Annotated in this window: 17 protein-coding genes; 11 read left to right on the top strand and 6 right to left on the bottom strand. The window is 69.0% G+C overall.

Going from position 1 to position 16659, the window contains the following annotated elements; all coding sequences use genetic code 11:
* Positions 1-802, top strand: an 802-nt coding sequence (locus tag AC08OQ_RS05040; protein WP_476611919.1) for a citrate/2-methylcitrate synthase, incomplete at its 5' end; no start/stop codon positions are given.
* An 86-nt stretch (positions 803-888) separates the two neighbouring features.
* On the opposite strand, the gene serC is transcribed toward AC08OQ_RS05040, so the two are convergent.
* Together serC and AC08OQ_RS05050 are read right to left on the bottom strand one after the other, a co-directional pair.
* Positions 889-2013: a phosphoserine transaminase gene (gene serC / locus AC08OQ_RS05045; RefSeq protein WP_476599977.1), complete on the bottom strand. Its 1125-nt coding sequence runs from the start codon at positions 2011-2013 to the stop codon at positions 889-891.
* A complete protein-coding gene (locus tag AC08OQ_RS05050; protein WP_462187413.1) occupies positions 2006-3115 on the bottom strand; it encodes a citrate synthase 2 in 1110 nt (369 codons plus the stop codon). Before AC08OQ_RS05050 ends, serC begins: the two co-directional genes overlap by 8 nt.
* Before the next feature lie 421 nt (positions 3116-3536).
* Here AC08OQ_RS05050 and AC08OQ_RS05055 point away from each other — a divergent pair, with 421 nt between their 5' ends.
* The 4 genes from AC08OQ_RS05055 to AC08OQ_RS05070 all read left to right on the top strand — a co-directional run bounded on the left by AC08OQ_RS05055 (position 3537) and on the right by AC08OQ_RS05070 (position 6695).
* The gene (locus AC08OQ_RS05055) at positions 3537-3932 is read left to right on the top strand and encodes a toll/interleukin-1 receptor domain-containing protein (protein ID WP_476599971.1); all 396 of its coding nucleotides are present in this window, start codon (positions 3537-3539) and stop codon (positions 3930-3932) included.
* A gap of 83 nt (positions 3933-4015) precedes the next feature.
* Complete coding sequence (pdxH, locus tag AC08OQ_RS05060) at positions 4016-4768, top strand: pyridoxamine 5'-phosphate oxidase (RefSeq protein WP_476599969.1); 753 nt, start codon at positions 4016-4018, stop codon at positions 4766-4768.
* Positions 4769-5136: 368 nt separating this feature from the next.
* On the top strand, positions 5137-5940 hold the full coding sequence (locus AC08OQ_RS05065; RefSeq protein ID WP_476599967.1) for a hypothetical protein: 804 nt from the start codon (positions 5137-5139) through the stop codon (positions 5938-5940).
* Between the two features lie 20 nt (positions 5941-5960).
* On the top strand, positions 5961-6695 hold the full coding sequence (locus tag AC08OQ_RS05070) for a L,D-transpeptidase (protein WP_476599965.1): 735 nt from the start codon (positions 5961-5963) through the stop codon (positions 6693-6695).
* A gap of 55 nt (positions 6696-6750) precedes the next feature.
* On the opposite strand, the gene AC08OQ_RS05075 is transcribed toward AC08OQ_RS05070, so the two are convergent.
* Entirely contained in the window at positions 6751-7407 is a 657-nt protein-coding gene (locus tag AC08OQ_RS05075) for a UdgX family uracil-DNA binding protein (protein WP_476604589.1), read from the bottom strand.
* Positions 7408-7738: 331 nt separating this feature from the next.
* Here AC08OQ_RS05075 and AC08OQ_RS05080 point away from each other — a divergent pair, with 331 nt between their 5' ends.
* The 3 genes from AC08OQ_RS05080 to AC08OQ_RS05090 all read left to right on the top strand — a co-directional run bounded on the left by AC08OQ_RS05080 (position 7739) and on the right by AC08OQ_RS05090 (position 10428).
* A complete protein-coding gene (locus AC08OQ_RS05080; protein ID WP_476599961.1) occupies positions 7739-8626 on the top strand; it encodes a membrane protein in 888 nt (295 codons plus the stop codon).
* Between the two features lie 197 nt (positions 8627-8823).
* The gene (locus AC08OQ_RS05085; protein ID WP_462187418.1) at positions 8824-9222 is read left to right on the top strand and encodes a hypothetical protein; all 399 of its coding nucleotides are present in this window, start codon (positions 8824-8826) and stop codon (positions 9220-9222) included.
* Positions 9223-9249: 27 nt separating this feature from the next.
* A complete protein-coding gene (locus AC08OQ_RS05090) occupies positions 9250-10428 on the top strand; it encodes a CE1 family esterase (RefSeq protein ID WP_476599959.1) in 1179 nt (392 codons plus the stop codon).
* A 49-nt stretch (positions 10429-10477) separates the two neighbouring features.
* On the opposite strand, the gene AC08OQ_RS05095 is transcribed toward AC08OQ_RS05090, so the two are convergent.
* A complete protein-coding gene (locus tag AC08OQ_RS05095) occupies positions 10478-11296 on the bottom strand; it encodes a hypothetical protein (protein WP_476599957.1) in 819 nt (272 codons plus the stop codon).
* A 916-nt stretch (positions 11297-12212) separates the two neighbouring features.
* Here AC08OQ_RS05095 and mscL point away from each other — a divergent pair.
* The 3 genes from mscL to AC08OQ_RS05110 all read left to right on the top strand — a co-directional run bounded on the left by mscL (position 12213) and on the right by AC08OQ_RS05110 (position 15357).
* Positions 12213-12608, top strand: a complete 396-nt coding sequence (gene mscL / locus AC08OQ_RS05100; RefSeq protein WP_476599955.1) for a large conductance mechanosensitive channel protein MscL — start codon at positions 12213-12215, stop codon at positions 12606-12608.
* 897 nt (positions 12609-13505) lie between these two features.
* On the top strand, positions 13506-14456 hold the full coding sequence (locus tag AC08OQ_RS05105) for a S1C family serine protease (protein ID WP_462187421.1): 951 nt from the start codon (positions 13506-13508) through the stop codon (positions 14454-14456).
* Between the two features lie 505 nt (positions 14457-14961).
* Positions 14962-15357 (top strand): hypothetical protein, encoded by a 396-nt coding sequence (locus AC08OQ_RS05110; protein ID WP_476602344.1) that lies wholly within the window; start codon positions 14962-14964, stop codon positions 15355-15357.
* Between the two features lie 253 nt (positions 15358-15610).
* Here the strand turns inward: AC08OQ_RS05110 and AC08OQ_RS05115 are convergent, their stop codons facing one another.
* Both AC08OQ_RS05115 and AC08OQ_RS05120 read right to left on the bottom strand, forming a co-directional pair.
* The gene (locus AC08OQ_RS05115; protein WP_476602343.1) at positions 15611-15925 is read right to left on the bottom strand and encodes a hypothetical protein; all 315 of its coding nucleotides are present in this window, start codon (positions 15923-15925) and stop codon (positions 15611-15613) included.
* Positions 15926-15970: 45 nt separating this feature from the next.
* Positions 15971-16276, bottom strand: a complete 306-nt coding sequence (locus AC08OQ_RS05120) for a hypothetical protein (RefSeq protein WP_476602342.1) — start codon at positions 16274-16276, stop codon at positions 15971-15973.
* Positions 16277-16659 lie beyond the last annotated feature (383 nt).

The following is a 16659-nucleotide window of genomic DNA, read 5'->3' on the forward strand; positions in this document are numbered from 1 at the left end:
GTACGTCTACCCGGACAACGACCTGTCCTACGCCGGCAACTTCCTCAACATGATGTGGAAGGCCACCGAGCTCAAGTACGAGCCGGACCCCAACCTGGAGCACGCCCTCGACGTGCTGTTCATCCTGCACGCCGACCACGAGCAGAACTGCTCGGCCAACGCGATGCGCGCGGTCGGCAGCTCGCAGGCGGACCCGTTCTCGGCGGCCGCCGCCGCGATCTCCGCGCTCTACGGTCCGCTGCACGGTGGCGCCAACGAGCAGGTGCTGCGGATGCTCTCGGAGATCGGGTCGGTCGAGAACATCCCCGCCTTCATCGCTCAGGTGAAGGAGGGCAAGAAAAAGCTGATGGGCTTCGGCCACCGGGTCTACAAGAACTACGACCCGCGGGCCCGGGTGATCCGTCAGGTCGCCGACGAGGTCTTCAAGGTCACCGGCACGAACCCGTTCCTCGACCTGGCCATGGAGCTGGAGCGGATCGCGCTGGAGGACGAGTACTTCGTCGCGCGCAAGCTCTACCCGAACGTCGACTTCTACACCGGCATCATCTACCAGGCGATGGGCTTCCCGGTGGAGATGTTCCCGGTGCTGTTCGCCATCGGCCGGATGCCGGGATGGCTGGCACAGTGGGAAGAGGGCCTGCTCGACCCCGAGCAGAAGATCGCCCGACCGCGCCAGCTGTACATCGGCTACGACCAGCGGCCATATGTCCCGATCGACGACCGTAGCGGGGTCGTGGACAGCGGGACCGACCCGATCGCGGCCCAGGCGGCCCAGGCGGCACCGGAGCGCCCGCTGCGCTGACCGGCCGTAGCCCCCCACCGGGGCCGCGGTGTCTCCCGCGGCCCCGGCCCTTGTGGTTGCCGGCGGCTCCCGCCGGTTCCCGGCGCCTACAGGTGCTCGACCACGTAGTCGATGCTCGCGGTGAGCGCCTCGACGTCGGCCGGCTCGACCGCCGGGAAGCAGGCCACCCGCAGCTGGTTGCGGCCGAGCTTGCGGTAGGGCTCGACGTCGACGACACCGTTTGCGCGCAGCACCTTGGCCACGGCGGCGGCGTCCACCCCCTCGAAGTCGACCGTCACGACGACCTGCGAACGCGCGGCCGGGTCGGCGACGAACGGTGTCGCGTAGGAAGTCTTCTCGGCCCAGGTGTAGAGGATGGACGACGATTCCGCGGTCCTCCGCACGCACCAGTCCAGCCCGCCCTGGGCGAACATCCACTCGATCTGGTCGGCGAACAGGAACAGCGTCGCGACCGCCGGGGTGTTGTAGGTCTGGTCCTTGGAGCTGTTGTCCCGGGCCGTGGCGAGATCGAGGAACGGCGGGATCCACCGGTCCGTCGCGGCGATCTCGGCGAGCCGGTCGATCGCCGCCGGGGACACGAGCGCCGTCCACAGGCCGCCGTCGGAGGCAAAGCTCTTCTGCGGCGCGAAGTAGTAGACGTCCACCTCGCGCACATCGACCGGCAGCCCGCCGGCTCCCGAGGTGGCGTCGACCAGGTGCAGGGCGCCGTCGTCCGCACCCACCGGCCGGCGGACCGGACGGGCGACACCGGTCGAGGTCTCGTTGTGCGGGGTGGCGTAGACGTCGATGCCCGCCTCCGGCGCCCAGTCCGGATGCGTACCGGGCGGCGAGGAGATCACCGACGGCGCGGCCAGGAACGGCGCGCCCTTCGTCGTGTCGGCGAACTTGCCCCCGAACTCGCCGAAGACGAGGTGCTGGGAGCGGGTCCGGACGAGGTTGAAGGCGGCCGCGTCCCAGAAGGCGGTGGCACCGCCGATCCCGAGCACGACCTCGTAGCCCTCGGGCAGGGAGAACAGCTCGGACAGGCCTGCCCGCACCCGGCCGACCAGGCTCTTGACCGGCTTCTGCCGGTGCGAGGTGCCGAGGTAGGTCGCCCCGCTCGCGGCGAGGGCCTCGACCGCCTCAGGACGGATCTTCGACGGGCCACAGCCGAACCGGCCGTCCCGGGGACGCAGCCGGTCGGGCAGCACGATCGCGGGAGCGTCAGCCACGGCTGACCCCCGGCAGGACGTCACCGAGCGGGCGCGGAGCGGGGCCCACGTACCGCGCGGACGGGCGGATCAGCCGCCCGGTGCGTTGTTGTTCCAGGATGTGGGCACTCCAGCCGGCGGTGCGGGCACAGGTGAACATGGACGTGAACATATGGGCCGGCACCTCGGCGAAGTCCAGCACCACCGCCGACCAGAACTCGACGTTGGTCCGCAGCGGGCGATCCGGGAACCGGTTGGCCAGCTCCTCGATCGCGGCGGCCTCCAACGCCTCCGCCACCTCGTAGCGGGTCGAGCCCAGGTCACGAGCGGTCCGGCGCAGCACCCGGGCCCGCGGGTCCTCGGCGCGGTACACCCGGTGCCCGAAGCCCATCAGGCGCTCCTTACGGTCCAGGGCACGGCGGACGTAGCCGAGGGGGCCGCCGGTGCGCTCGACCTCGTCGAGCATCGCGAGCACCCGGGACGGAGCACCGCCGTGCAGCGGACCGGACAGCGCACCGACGGCGGCCGACAGCGCCGCCGAGGCGTCCGCGCCGGTCGAGGCGACCACCCGGGCGGTGAACGTCGAGGCGTTCATGCCGTGCTCGGCGGCCGAGACCCAGTAGGCGTCCACGGCCTGGACGTGCCTGGGATCCGGCTCACCACGCCAACGGATCATGAACCGCTCGGTTATCGTCCGGGCCCGGTCAACCTCCTTCTGCGGCACCGCCGGCTGACCGAGGCCCCGCGCGGACTGGGCGACGAACGACAACGCCACGACCGACGCCCGGGCAAGATCGTCCCGCGCCTGCTCCGGGGTGATGTCGATCAGCTGGCCCAGGCCCCAGTAGGGCGCGAGCATCGCGAGCGCGCTCTGCACGTCCACCCGGATGTCACCGGAGTGCACCGGGACCGGAAAGGGCTCGGCCGGCGGCAGTCCGGGCTCGAACGCCCCGTCGACCAGCAGCCCCCAGACGTGGCCGTAGTCGACCTTGCCAACAAGGTCTTCGATGTCGACGCCGCGGTAACGCAGCGCGCTACCTTCCCTGTCCGGCTCGGCGATCTCCGTCTCGAAGGCGATTACACCTTCCAGACCGGGCTTGAAATCGCTTGTTTTCTCGGCCATCGAGTCCGGATCTCCGCTTCTGTCTCTTGGTCCCACCGGTTCTGTCTCTATGGTCCTGCCGGCGGCCCGTCCGCGTCCTGCCCCGTCGGTGCTGCTTCGTGGGTGCTGCCCCGTGGGTGCTGCTCCATCCGATCCTGCCGCGAGGCATCCCACCGCGCCAGGGCGCAGGTGCCCCGCGATGCTCCATCCAACCCTGATCTGGAACCGACCGCGCACAGACCGATGCACTGGGCAACGCGAAACCCATAAAATATGACGTAAGTCACAGCATCTTTTCCATCATATTACTATTTATACGAATATGCCGAGAGCGATGAACGGAAAGTTTGGTCAACTGAGATCATTCCGCGCTACGGTCGGGCCTCGTGCCTGGAACGTCTGACCGGCGGCAGTCACGCAGCGCGAACACGATGGGAGGATCATGGCGTTCGTCTTCATCAGTCATCGCGCGGCGGACATCGCATCCGCCGAACGGTTGGGCCGGGCGATCAGCGCGGCGGGGCACGCGGTGCACCTGGACCGTTGGGAGATACGCATCGGCGACACCGTGTCCATGTTCATGAATGAGACGCTCGCTGCCGCCGACTTTCTCGTGCTCGGATACTCCACGTTGGGAATCCACGCGCCGTGGATCGTCCAGGAATGGCTACCCGCACTGGCCGATGATCTCGCCGCCCGCGGTATCATCCTGGTACCAGCATTGCTGTCGGGGTCGTCGGGCGGCGACGCGCCATATCGGCTGGCTGGCCGGCGGTGCACCGACCTTACGGTTCGCTGGGACCTCGGCGTCCGCGAGCTCCTGACCGAGCTCTCCTGACCAGGACGACGGACCCTGGCCCGGCGGGATCACCCTCGGGGCCGTCCCGCTGGCGCGCGCGGCCTGCCTGGCAGAATCGGGGCGTGGCCCCAGCCTCCGCTGCCGACGAGCCGCCGGTGGGCGGTCCGGATCCGGACGTCCCCGATTCCGCCCTGCTCCGCCAGGGCTACCGCACCGGTCATCTGGAGCCGGAGCATCTCGCGCCGACCTGGGTCGAACAGTTCGCCGCCTGGTTCACCGACGCAGCCACCCCCGGGGTAGGCGTTCCGGAGGCCAACGCGGCCGTGTTCGCGACGGCATCCGCCGCCGGGCGGCCCAGTGCCAGGACCGTGCTGCTCAAGGGGTTCGACCAGCGGGGCTTTGTGATCTACACGAACTACACCTCGCGCAAGGGCCGTGAGGCTGCCGAGAACCCCTTCGGCTCGCTGGTCTTCCCCTGGTACGCCCTCGAGCGCCAGGTCGTCGTCATCGGATCGATCGAGCGCGTGAGCCGGGCCGAGACGGAACGCTACTTCCAGTCGCGTCCGCGTGGTTCGCAGCTCGGCGCCTGGGCCAGCCACCAGTCGACGATCATCGAGTCCCGTACGGTGCTCGACGACCGCGCCGCCAAGCTCGCGGCCCGTTGGCCCGAGGGCACCCGGGTGCCGACACCGGAGTTCTGGGGTGGGTTACGCATCGTGCCGGACATCGTGGAGTTCTGGCAGGGCCGCGCGGACCGGCTGCACGACCGGCTGCGGTACCGGCGGGTGTCGGTACCGGCCGACGGCGACGGCACGGACTCCGTCGTCCCGACCGCGGCCGGAGATCTCTGGGTCATCGAACGCCTCGCCCCTTGACCGTCACGCCCCCTGACCGTCACGGCAATCGCGCATCCGCCGGCCGGCGACACACCCGGAGACACCTTATTGACTCGGCCCGGCTTAGCGGTCTTCACTGACGTCCGTTCGCCGCTCGCTGTTCATCGTTGAACCCATCGGATCCGCACTGAACGTGCCGGAACGATACTAAACGTACTGGGCCGGTGCTGAACGTGCCGGACTCGACGGACCCCATCGGACAACCACGAAACCGCGGCCGCGCCACCCAACAGTTCCGCTACGCCGGACCCGGCCTCCCGGGGACGAACGGCGCGTTGCTACCTTCTTGGCTGCAATCGCTCCTGCCCGCAATCAACGTGCTCGGCACACGTCGAGGAGACGGATTTATGCGTATCACCAGAATGCGTGCCGCGGTGGCCGGCGTTCTCGGCACGGCGACCATCGCACTGGCCTCCCCGGCGCTCGCCGAAACTCCGGAACCGTCGCCCACGGCCACAGCCACGGCCACAGCCACGGCCGTCACCCAGCCGAGCCCGTCCCCCCTCGTCGCCGACGCCCCGACGGTGACACCGAAGACAGAGCCGTTGGCCGGCGTGGACCCGACGGTCGGGCCGACCGGGCCGGCCGGCCCGACCGCCACTCCGAGCCTCGATCCGAGCGCCACGCCGAGTGCCACGCCCACCGACGCCGCGGCCCTGATTCCGGGCGCGACGGCGGACGCGACGTCCTCCGCGAGCCCGACCAACGGCACCGGCAACCCGACACTCGACAGTTTCCTCGACCTGCTGCCCTTCGAGGTCCCGCTGGACAAGCAGATCAACAGCATCGACGACATGGACGTCAACCCGTTGTTCCTCACCTTCACCTGCGACGGCTCCGTCCCCTCCTGGAAACTGAAGAACACCGCGGACAAGGCCTTTGGATTCGGCTGGTTCGACACCAGCCTGCACGGCGGGATTCTGGACATCGGGCCGAAGCAGACCGTTGACGTCCCCTCGAAGGCGCTCGCGGTAATCGGCTCCCCTTGGGACGCCAAGACCAAGGTTCTGCTCGTGACCGTGCCGACGGTCGGTGTCTCCAACTGCACGGGCGGGTCGGCCCCGCTGCCGCTCGCACCGCCCGCTCCGCTACCCGTCGCGGTGCCCGCCGCCACGAGCGCCGTCCCGGCCGATCCGCACTACACGCGATGAGCTCCGGACCTGGTCCCAGGATGGCCGCGGGCGCCCTCGCGGCCATCCTGGGTGGCGTCGTGCTGACCAGCTGCGGCAACGGCGCCAGGAACGCCTCCACCGATCTCTCCCCGCAGGTGCGCAACCAGCTCGCCGCCGTCGCCGGGCTCGGCCAGGGAAAGAGCACCGTGGTCACGGCCGTGGGTGCCAGCGTCGACGTCTACAGCGCCCCGACCGACACCCAACCCTCCTCCACGCTGGCCAGTCCGAATGAGAACGGCGTCAAGCGGGTCTTCCTCGTCCAGGCCAAGCTGTCGGGATGGTGGCAGGTACTGCTGCCGGTGCAGCCGAACGGCAGCACCGGCTGGTTGAAGGCGGACCAGGTCACCGCGTCCGAGACGTCGTACCGGCTGGTTGTCTCCCGCGGCAGGCACCGACTCCATGTGTTCAGCAACGGGACACAGATCGCCGAGGAGCCGGTGGGGATCGGCACCGCCGACACCCCGACGCCGGGCGGGCGCTTCTATCTCATGGAGCTGCTCAAGCCGCGTGACCCGAACGGTCCGTACGGGCCGTATGCCTTCGGGCTTAACGGCTTCTCGACATCACTCAGCTCGTTCGGCGGCCACAAGCCGGTCATCGGCATGTACGGGACGAACGAGCCAAAGCTCATCGGCAAGGACGTCAGCCACGGATGCATCCGCCTGAGCAACGACGCGATCACCAGACTCGCCCAGACCGTTCCCCTCGGTACACCGATCGACATCATCGCCTAGAAGAAGATCGGTAACGAGGCCCTTCCCGGCGGAGGATCGCCGGGGCCCGGGTGGGCTATGCATCCACCGAGGCGGACGGGCCCATGGCGGGACGGGCCGCCACGGCGATCCGCAGATCGTCGACGAATCCGGCGTAGACCTCGTCACGGCGGGCGGGATCTGCCCGTAGCACCGCACTGGGATGCAGCGTGGCGAGCAGCTGAGCCCCGGAGCCGGCCGGCCCGGGGAGCAGCCGGCCACGCATCTTCGTCACCCGGAACGACGGTCCGCGCAGCGACATACCGGCCGTAGCCCCCAGGATCACGACGATCGCCGGCCGAACGAGGTTGAGCTCCGCGGATAGCCAGGGACGGCACGCGGTGACATGCCGCGGGTCCGGCGTCTGGTGGATCCGCCGCGGGCCGTTGCCGGTGCGATACCGGAAGTGCTTGACGGCGTTCGTCATGTACACCTCGGCACGGTCGAGTCCCACCTCGCCGAGGGCCCGGTCGAGCAGCTTGCCGGCGGGGCCCACGAACGGCACACCCCGCCGGTCCTCGATGTCGCCCGGCTGCTCGCCGACGAGGGCGAGCCAGCCGTGCGCGGGGCCGACCCCGAAGACCGTGCGGGTGCCGGGCAGCTGCGCGAGGTCGCATCCCTGGCAGTCGGCGGCCGCCGCCGCCAGGGTCGGCAGGTCCGCCCGTGGTGGTATGTGTACGGGCTGCATGCTCATCCACCGATTCAACCGGACGGGCCCTCGCCCGTCCGCACGAGCCGCACGAGCCCTGGGAGACCCGGCGTGCCGGGACCCCGGTGCCGGGGGTGCGGGGCGATGCGTGGTGCGGGGCGATGCGTGGCGCGCCGTGCGTGAGCTGCCCTCCACATCCCACGCCGACGCAACCACCTCCGGCGGAGCCCGCCACTTCTCCGCCGGTCTTCGAGCGGGGGATCCTGCCCACGCATCCCCCTGTCCAGGATCAAGGGTGGCCAATCCACGGGACCACCCCGCAAAATAGCGGCGTGTCATCATTCAACTACACAGCGTTTGCTATTGTGCTGTACGGGTGACGCTTGCCGTGGAGTGGGATCGGGACTTCTCCGACGAATGGTCGCAAATCGCCGCGACAGCTCCGAAAGTAGGCCTCTTCCTCGCGATCTGTCTGCTCGGTTGGCTGTTGGTCCGGGCGGGTACGCGCCTCGTCACCCGGTTCACCGAACGCGCCGGCCTGGATCGGATCATCGATCGCGCCGGCCTGCCGCGGCTATTGCACCAGCCGGCCCAGAGCGTGCGGGCGAGCGGGCTCCGGGTGCTCATGGGCATCGGCCTGCTCGGCGTGCTGCGGATCGCGCTGGGGGTCTTCGGACCGAACACGGCCGAGGACACCGTGACCGATCTACTCGCTCTGCTGCTCCGCACCCTGCTCGCGACGCTGGTCATCATGATCGGGGTCGGCCTCGCCCGGGTCGTCCGGACCTTTGTCACGGAGGCACTACGCGACCTCGCGTACGGACGGGCGGCCGGCAACATCGTGGCCACCGTGCTCGTAGTCGCCTTCGGCAAAACGGGGTTGGACGAGGTGGGACTCGCGACGTCGGTCACCACACCGGTCCTCTGGGCGATCCTGGCCTCCCTCACCGGTGTGATCGTCGTCGGCGTGGGAGGCGGCCTCATTCGACCCATGCAGATCCGATGGGAGGAGATCCTCGAACACGTCGAGGACACCGCCGCCGAGGCTCGGGCGAAGTGGCACGATCGCCGCCCCACCACCTCCCCGGCACACGCGCCGGAACGGCCGCTGCCACCGCCGGCCGTCGCCTCGCCCCGACCCCCGATCCCGCCACCGGGCGAGGGGCCACTGTCCAAAACCGGCTCCTCCGAACGGCCTCCACCGTCTGCGGTGGACGAGCCCCCGCCGCCCGCCGGCCGACCGCTTCCGGGGGGACCCACGTAACGCGTGGTCCGTCCCCCACATCCCGGTCGCCGTCGGCCGGTGGGTGTGCGTTCGGCGAACTGCGGCGCGTTCGGGCCTCAGGTGGGGCACTCTGGGAGAGGACGGACGGTAAAAGTCGGTCGCTGACCTCGACCACGCATATCGCCCTGACCCGGACACCTGACCCAGCCAGGGGACCCTGCCAGATCGGTCCGCAGGTGGCCGATCCTCACGGCGGAAACCTCATCAACGTCACGAGTGGCGAGCGGAGGGACATCTCGGTGGACGAGCTCTCGGATATGGAGCGATCCCGACTGCTCCTCGGCTGGCTGGCGGCGCGGCGTGCCGTGGACAACTGTCTGTCGGACCTGCTCGCCGCCGGTCCCGCCGGGGAGCGGCGGGTACGCGAGTCACTCGCTCTCGTGGGCGATCTGGAAAGCCGTGCCCAGGAGGCGTTCGACCGTTACCGCACGGCCGCGGAGAACACGGAGACACGATCATCGGGCCGCTGGGTGCCTTCCGACGCGGATCGTCCCAGACTCAATGTGGTCCGCACCCCCGAGGGCGATCTCGCTCGTAGTAGTTCGAACACGAAGAGCAATCATCGACACCGGTGACGCCCGGGGCGCTGGACGCGCGTCAGAATGGCCCTCGTGCCGGCCGTCCGTCGCCGCCGCGTCGCCGCGGTCTGGCTCCTCACCCTCCTGGTTCCCCTTCTGCTGACGACGTCCGGCTGCGGCGTGCTGGAGGGTCCCCGACGTGGTCATGTAGTCCTGGCCGCCACCCCGGCGCCCACCACGGGTCCCGATGCATTCGAACGCTCCGGACGGGGCGCCCGCATCCGGATGACCCTGCCCCCGTCCGACGCTCCGAAGCCCTATCCCCTGCTCGTGGCGCTGCACAGCCTGCACTACGACGGCGCGGACCCCAAGCAGCACTGGGACCTGGACAACCTCGCCCGTGCCGCCGGCCTCGCCGTCGTGTACCCGGACGGCCTCAACAGGGCATGGAACGCTGGAACCTGCTGCGACACCGCCGTGATCAACCATACCGATGACGTCGGCTGGCTACGCGCGTTGATCGCGCATCTCAGCGAGCACTACCCGATCGACCGGAACAGGGTCAGCCTGATCGGTCTGTCCAACGGCGGCATGCTGGCCTACCGGTACGCCTGCGAACACGGGGACGAACTCGCGGGCATCGCCGTCGTGGCGGCCAGCCGTCAGGTGTCGGACTGCCGTCCGGGCGCCCCGCTGACCGTCGTGGTCGTCCACGGCGGGGCGGACGGCCATGTGCCCTACCAGGGGACCCTCTGGTCGCCGGTGCTGCGGACCGCGATCACGCCGGTCGAGGAGAGCATGATCCCGTTCCGGTCGGTGGATCGCTGCCCCGTCCCGAGCCGGCCTACGGACACTGTCCTCACGGATTCGACCGGCATGCCATGGCACGCCCCGGTGGCATCACAGTCCGCGCTGAGCGTTGGAACGGACGCGGACGTGGCCGCGCCCGTCGCCGTGCCCCCGGTGCCCCCGGCAAGCGGGCCGGCGCACCCTGCAAACGCGCTGGTGAACGCCGCCCCGCGGGTCCTGATGCCGAGCGCCGTCCCGGGTGTGCCCGCGAATTCGACCACGGTGACGTCACCGGCCGTCGCCCTGCGCAAGGAGACCCCCTGTGCCTCCTCGGCCCGGGTCGTGCAGTTCCTGCTGCCCGCCCTGGCCCACGGCTGGCCGGCCGTCTCCGGACCGGCCGCCTTCGCCACGGGCAGGGTGATCTGGAATCTGCTGGCTCCGGCCCGTTCCGCGCGGCCTGGCCCGCGGATGTGACCCGCGACGGCCAGCCGGCAGGGACGGATCAGGCCGGCGCGAACACGGATCAGGCCGGCGCGAACGAGGACCGCAGCGCGCCCATCAGCGTATTGAGCGACGCCAGGACGTCGGTCGACACTCGCGCGATGAGCACGTACACGGCACCGGACACCGACACCGTGCGCATGAGGTAGGAGACCCGCTGCCCCTCCCGGTCGTACGAGCCGACGAGTTCCTGGGTGGGCTGACCGCTGATATCCGTCGCCGGGCCGGAACGGTCCCTGGTCAGACCGGGGACCGTGTTGAACTCGGCGGACTGGACCTGCGTGATCGCTGCCACCGGATCCTGCACCGCGACCCGGGCCACCCCGATCATCTGCGGTCCGTACTCCGAGACGGTGCCGGGCCCGCCATAAAAGATGCCGGTGTTGTCGCGCCGCTGCTTCCACACCGGTGGGTGGGAGAAGGTGGCCTTCTGCACAGTGTCGGTGAACGAGGTCCAGTCCGCCGGCACCGCGATCTGGCCCGCGGCCGCCTGACCGCCAGCTGCCTGACCGCCGGCTGCCCCCGTGCTCGGGCTAGGCGCGGCCGCTGCGGGACCGCCGGACGATACTGCCGTCGGCGCCGGGGCCGCATTGGTGGCGGTCCGGCCGCTGGGCCGGACCTTCTCCCAGACGGCACCGGCCCCGACGCCCACCCCAAGTGCCACGGCCAGCACCACCAGGGCCACCCCGACCCGATGCAGGAAGGGCATGGTGTCGGAATCACGATCTCCCTGCCGGGAATCGCGAGCGTCGTCCTCGTCGGGGAAATCGACTGTGCCCGCGGCGGAGGTCAGGCTCCCTGAGCGACGCGCCGCGACCCGCTGGTCGGCGCCGAACCGCACCGGACTCGGCCGGCTCCGCCCCCCGCCCGGCGGGTAAGCCTCGAGTCGGTCGGGTCGACCGGACCGATCAGGCCGACCGGGATCGGTGCGATCGGCACGGCGCCGGTCGAGTCCGAGGTCGTCGCCGGCATCCCTGCCGTAGGGCGTCCGCAGGCCTGTTCCACCGTCCCTCATTCCGGCGCCGCCGGTCGACGGACCGCCTGTAGGGGCACCGTCGGCCCGACGTGTCGGCATCGCCGTCTTGGCCCGCGGCAGACCGCCCTCATTCTGCCGATCCGGTCCACCTCGTGGATCCGACCTTCCATCGGAAGCCCATTCGGGTGGTTGACGCCCGGGTGCGGGTGCGGGAGCGGAACCAGGAACGACTCGGGACCGCCGGCCCTCGGTCCGAGCGGTCCGAGCGGGCGGGACGAGCGTCCGGCGCATCGAGGTGCCGGTGGACGGCGAATCGGTATCCTCGGGCTGTATCGAACTGCCCTGATATGGATTGCCGTGGCCGGGATTGCCGTGGCTCGCCGGTACCGGGTGGTAGGGCCCGGTCACCGGTCCAGCGGCGTCATATGACCCGGTCGGAGGGCCGTAGCCGCTATGCTGCGGGCGCGGATCCGGCCCTGCTGGCTGATACGGCTCCATCGAGGGACCGCTACCGCCCCCCTGATAGTAGGGAGACTGCCGGTCGTCGTCCCACTCGGTCCGTCGCACACCGTCCGTCACCAGACGACCTCCGATCCCGAGCTCCGCTTGCGTCCGCCCGTCCCACCGCTGTACCACGGCGTTGCGTCGACGTTGCGCGAGCTTAGTTGACAGTAGCCCCCCGAAGGCGTAGAGGGATCGGCCAGGTACCTCGCCGGTCACCCACTGATCTGCACCGATATCCTCCCATGTCATCAGGCACATATTTCAGGGGGGACGCCGCATGAAGGGCTTCAGGCAGTTCCTGATGCGAGGGAACGTCGTCGACCTGGCGGTCGCGGTCGTGGTCGGTACCGCCTTCACCGCAGTGGTGACGTCGCTGGTGAAGACCATCTTCACCCCGCTGATCGCCGCGATCTTCGGCAAACCCGACTTCTCGGCCCTCACCTTCACCATCAACGGCAGCATGTTTCGGTACGGCGAGTTCATCAACAGTGTCATCGCATTCCTCTCAGTCGCTACAGTGATCTACTTCGTAGTAGTACTCCCCCTGACCACCATCAACGAGCGGCGGACGCGGGGGCAGGTCCCGCCGGAGGAGGACCCAGTACTCACCGACGAGGCACGCCTGCTCACGGAAATCCGTGATCTACTGGCGGAACACCGTCCCACCGGCTGACCCAGCCGACCCGGGCCGACCCAGCGCGGCTCCACACCGGATCGCTTACCCGAACGTTGGTCGGCATTCAGGAATCGCTCAGGCTTTCAAGGGAAAGTGCCTACCATGACACCGCGTCTCCCCTTCAGCAGTAGCGCCGAGGACGCCCCCAGGGGCGGCGGCAAGGAGGGGTCCGGCGCCGGGCATGACTCCCCCCCCTCCCCTTGGGCTCCGTCCATCGGCGGCGCGGCCGGGACACGAGCCGGCCAAGCTCACCCGGCTGGTCCCGCCAGCTCCGAACCCGGCCTCCCGGCGGGCCCGCCTTCCCGTCCGCCCGGCTCGCCGTACAGCCAACCGCCGACGCTGGGGCCATCCTCCGGCCAGCATCCTCAGTATCCGAATCCCCATCCCCCGCATGGGGATCCTCGTCCGTATCCGGATTCTCCGTACCCGGCCGGGCCGTCCCAGGCCAGCCAGCCGCAGGCCGCGCTCTCCGCGGGAAGCCCGCCTCCGACGGCGTCGCCCGGCGGCCCGTGGGGACCGCCTTCAGGTCCGCCACCCGGTGGTCCCGCTGCCCCGAGAGCCGTGAATGGCGCGGCCGGCCCCGCGGGACCTCCCGCGGGCCCCCCGACCGGAGGGTATTCCTGGGGACCGCCATGGAGTTCTCCGAGCGGCGCCGGCTCGCCACCCACCCAGGACCTCTACGGCAACGAGACAACCATGGCCGCCTCGCCCCCTTGGCGCCGACGGCGGCTCGTCGCCGCCGGACTCGCCATCGCCCTGGTCTCGGCCGGTGTGGGTGGCGGTGTCGGAGCGATGGTCGCCGACAACAACGGGGGGCAGACCATCGTCACATCCGCCGGTCTGCACAACACCGTGGACAGTTCCGGTGGAACGTCGCCCGCAGCCGTGAACACTGTGTCGGCCGCGGCGCAGAAGATCCTGCCGAGTGTCGTGACAATCTCCGAGGAATCGAGCAGCGAGTCGGGCACCGGCTCCGGCACCATCATCCGTTCGGACGGGCATATCCTGACGAACAACCATGTGGTCTCGGGTGCCGCGAATGGCGGCTCGCTGACGGTCACCCTGCAGGACGGTCGTACTTTCGATGCGCAGGTCGTAGGCACGGATCCGAGCTCGGACCTCGCGGTGATCAAAATCAATGCCACCGGTCTCACGGCGGCCACGTTCGGCAATTCCGACCCGCTGAGCATCGGGGAACTGGTGGTAGCGGTCGGCAGCCCGCTCGGGCTGAACGGCACGGTCACGTCCGGCATCGTCAGTGCCGTGCATCGCCCGGTGCGCACCGGGGATTCAACCGTGCGGGATCAGCAGAACACCGTGCTCGACGCAATCCAGACCGACGCATCAATCAACCCCGGTAACTCCGGTGGTCCGCTGGTCAACAGTCGCGGCGAGATCATCGGCGTGAACAGCGCGATCGCGACCGTGGGTGGTGGAAGTCCCTTCGGTGGCGGCCAGCAGTCCGGCAACATCGGCGTCGGTTTCGCTATTCCGGGCAACTATGCCGGGTCGGTGGCCACCGAGTTGATCTCTACGGGCAGCGCCCGACACCCGTACCTGGGCGTCAGCGCCTCCACCTCGGAGGAGAACACCCGCTCCACCGCCTCCAGCGGCAACGGTGCAAAGATCCGCTCCATGGTTCCGGGTGGACCCGCCGAAAAGGCCGGCCTTCGCGCCGACGACGTCATCACGAAGGTCGGCAACCGTGCTGTCAACGACGTCGACTCCCTCATCGCGGCGGTCCGGTCCCACGCCATCGGCGACGAGGTGGAAGTGACCTATACCCGTGATGGACAGAGCGGCACCGTCAAGGCCCGGCTCGCCCAACAACCACCGGCATCCTGAGCTATGGAGTCGAAATGAAATAACTTGCGCGTTTCGAACCCTCCACAGGCCTGTGACCTGCGATGATGCTCTCGATCACGTATTTGTTACTTCATTACGTCCCCTATGTCCCGACCCGCAAGAAGCGTGGCGCCTTCCAGCGGAAGGCCGCGAATGGCCGGTCCGGTTCCGAACGCCAGTTCTGCCGAATTGGTGACAGATTTCGGCTTATACCCATTGAAGGCAGGTTCGTCCAGGGTGGATTGGTCCCGTCTCCGACGGGACATGGCCACCCTGCCGTGAGACCTACCAGGCAAAGTAACCAGCCGTAGTCGATGGGGATCAAAGTGCGACGACGTCAGTAGTCAAGCGTTATCGACTGTCGAATCGGCGACAACAAAATCTTCACGACGTTTACCCGCTGCGGGGGACGAACTTCTAGCATTGGGACTGCCTCACCGGGCTACCGATGGGGCGATGCCGGCCTGTTCCGGGGCCGCCGCTAGTCCCCGGGGAGAAGCTGAGTATGGACGACGACGCGGACCTGGTGGCCCGTGTCCGACGTGGTGACCGGCAGGCGTTCGACGATCTCTACGATCTGTACGCCGATGATGTCTTCTCGATGTGCCTGCTGATTCTGGGCGATCCCACCGTGGCCCGCGCAGCGGCCGGGACGGCGTTCGCCTTCGTCGCCCGCACTCGTCTAAATCCCCTGAGCGATCCCACCCGGCTGCGGTCCTGGCTACTCGAGCTTGCTCGAGGAAGCGATCTGGCCTGGTCGGGATCGCCCCAGGCCGCAGCATCCCGGTACCCCATGGAGTCTCGCCCGAAGAGCTCCTCACCGGTGCCGTGGTTCCGGCGCCGGCGAGTCTGCGGGTCGGCCTCGCGCGCACCTTCGATCGCGCCGCTGTCGCGGCTGTAGCCGCAGCCTCAGCCGCCAGTCGGCGGGCTGCGGCAGCGGCCGCCGCGGCCGATACCGATACTAAGAGCGAAGTCGGCGAGACCACCAAGGAGACACCGAAGGTCAATCTCGTCAAGGTACCGACTGCTCCACCCAGCGGTGACAGGTACGCCGATGCCGAGAAAACCATCATCGCCGCCACCACGCACCCCACGCGTCTACTCCCGCTCATGCGCATGGACTCCGACAATGACCTCACCGACGCACCACAGACTCATACTGGCCGCGGCACCGCGGGATGGCGCAGGCGGTCGGCGGTGGCAGTCGCCGCGGTGACGGCCATTGCCGTCGCCGGCCTCACGGCGGCCATGAACTGGCCCACCTCCGATGCCCAGCTGCTGTCGGAGGACAGGCCGAATATCACGCAGGGGCAGGTGACGCAGGCGCCGACCCCGGACGCGGTACGTCCGCCCGTGCCTGCGGCCGCACCCAGCAATGCGGCCGCGACGTCCTCGACAGTCGTCCCGACGGTCGCCGGAGCGTTCACCAGCCGGGCTGCGTCGCCCGGGGGCTTGGAACCACGCCTCATGGAGCCCATCGCGCGGCAGGTCAGCAAGCCCTCGCCCTCCGCCGCTCACCGTCCCGACCCTGCTTTTGTCAAGGCGCCTGCGGCACCGCCTCCGTCCTCGCCGTCCACCGCCCCGGCGCCACGCACGCCGACGACGGGGCCACCGACCACGACTCCTACACAGCCGCCGACCACGACTCCATCGTCAGCCAGCCGACCGCCGACGGCACCACCGAGCACCCCACCCTCGACGGCACCGACCGGGGTGGGTGCTCCGACGTCGACGTCCCCACCGAGTGGCAACCCCGGGAGCCCAAGTACCGGACCCGCTCCCAGCAGCTTCTCCACCGGAAGGACAAGTTCGCCCGACACAGGCGGCTGGATCATCAATCCGATTACAATACCACTGCCCATTTTCATCTAGTCTTTTCTCTAGTCCACATTGCACAACAATGTGGATACGGGCATACTCAAAAGATGCCAGATCGAGCAGGACGTTAAAAATCCCGAGATCCGCCGAGTGCCGATAGTAGGCCTGGAAGGGACTGCGGTTCGGTCCCGGACCCGTCGGCGCCATAATCACGCATTTTCCACTCGGGGTCCCCGGTCCTTGTTCTCAGCCATTATGGGGACGTAATGAAGTAACAAATACGTGATCGAGAGCATCATCGCAGGTCACAGGCCTGTGGAGGGTTCGAAACGCGCAAGTTATTTCATTTCGACTCCTATGTGCGAGGCTGGATGAACTATTGTGG

The sequence above is a fragment of the Frankia sp. CcCS3 genome (assembly GCF_977927575.1).